The 1,794-nt window shown below is 50.3% G+C and carries 1 protein-coding gene; it reads left to right on the top strand.

The window, feature by feature from the left end; all coding sequences use genetic code 11:
* The first annotated feature begins 134 nt into the window (after positions 1 to 134).
* Positions 135 to 1,685 (top strand): IS1182 family transposase, encoded by a 1,551-nt coding sequence (locus tag ETC02_RS16495; RefSeq protein ID WP_171698435.1) that lies wholly within the window; start codon positions 135 to 137, stop codon positions 1,683 to 1,685.
* The last annotated feature ends 109 nt before the right edge of the window (positions 1,686 to 1,794 follow it).

Here is a 1,794-nt window from a genome sequence, read left to right as displayed (position 1 = left end):
GGGGCTGACCCAAAACGCGAATGCGTTTTGGGATCAGCCCCCACTTTTTTGCCTCAAATATAGAAGAATCGCCCTTTTTTCTGGTAGAATAGAGTCACCAAAACCACTACCACCGAAAGAAGGGCGATTCTTTTATGAAACATGATCATATTTCCTTTAAAGAGTATACCATGGACAACCTCTCTTTGCCAAGCAACATCGCCGATCTCATTCCACGGGATAACATGGCCCACGTGGTTCATGAGATGGTTGAACGCATCCCGATGGAGACGTTTCTTGCTTACTACAAAGGAGGGGGCGCCTCCGCCTATCATCCGAAAATGATGACCAAAATTCTCCTTTACGCTTACACCCAAAAAATGTATCATGGCCGTGAGATTGCACGGCAGCTCGAAGTCCATCTTCCCCTCATGTGGCTAAGTGGATTTCAAAAGCCGGACTTCCGCTCCATCAATCGGTTTCGTTCGGAGCGGATGAAAGACCTGATTGACGACCTGTTCCGGGAAATGATCACGCTGCTCGTGGCCGACGGCTATGTCAAGATGGAAGATTATTTTGTGGATGGAACGAAAATTGAAGCGAATGCCAACCGGTACACCTTCGTTTGGCGCAAATCGGCTGAGAAGTACCAGGAGAAACTCCAAGCCAATGTCGATCGGCTGATTGCCCAGATCGAGGCGATCGTGGAAGAAGAAAAGGCGGAAGACATCGACCCTTCGCCGGCCTTTACGTCAGAAGAAATCCGAAAGAAAACCGAGGAGTGGGAAAAACGGTTGGAGGCCGAGCCGGACAACCAACCGTTGAAGAAGGCCATCAAGAAGATGAAGGAGGACTACTTGCCCCGCAGTGAAAAGTATGAACACCAACTCCATGTATGCGGGGATCGCAACAGCTATTCCAAGACCGATGTGGATGCCACCTTCATGCGGTTGAAGGAGGATCACATGCGAAACGGCCAGCTCAAGCCGGCCTATAACGTACAGGTGGGTTCTTCCGGCCAATTTATTTTGGGGTATTCCCTTCATCAGAGGCCGGGCGACACTCGTTGTCTTCTCCCGCATTTGGAGACCGTTCGAGAGAAGTACGGCGTGGAACCCGAACGTTTGATCGCTGACGCGGCTTATGGCTCGGAAGAGAACTACGTGAAGCTGGAAGAGAAGCACATATCGGCCTTGATCAAGTACCATACGTATGAGAAGGAGAACACGCGCAAGGTCAAGAAAAATCCGCATCATCAGCAGAATTGGACCTATGTGGAAGAAGAAGACGTTTGGATTTGCGCCAATGGGAAAAAGCTGGTTCGCACCGGAACTTCGAAACAGACCACGGAATCAGGATACACCTCGGTCACCCGACACTACCAATGCCATGAATGCGAAGGATGTCCGTTCCGTTCGGCCTGCACGACTTCCAAGTATGGACGAACCACGCAATGGAACCCCGTCTATCATGAACAAAAACAGAAAGCCCGCGAACGGTTGGAGAGTGAAGAAGGGCAAGCCCGATACCGCCAACGCCAAACCGACATTGAGAGTGTATTTGGGCAAATCAAACAAAATCGCGGGTTTCGTCGCTTTGTCCTGCGAGGCCTCCAAAAAGTTTCCATCGAATGGGGGCTGGTTTGTGCTGCCCACAATCTTCTCAAAAAAGCCGCTAGGGACAAGCAATTGTCCTTGGTGGCGTAAATGAGGGGGAGAACAGAGTCGGAATTTTGTTCCGTTTGGTAAAATATACAAAAACCAGAGAGGGCTGACTCCAAAAGTCCGCTTTTTGGCGGACTTTTGGGTCAGCCCC

It is taken from the genome of Geobacillus sp. DSP4a, from assembly GCF_013096875.1.
Classification (GTDB): Bacteria; Bacillota; Bacilli; order Bacillales; family Anoxybacillaceae; genus Geobacillus; species Geobacillus thermophilus.
This window is presented reverse-complemented; position numbering and strand designations above follow the sequence as displayed.

Coding starts and splice junctions, on each gene's coding strand:
- ETC02_RS16495 (WP_171698435.1), top strand. CDS start 135: ATGAAACATGATCATATTTCCTTTAAAGAGTATACCATGGACAACCTC.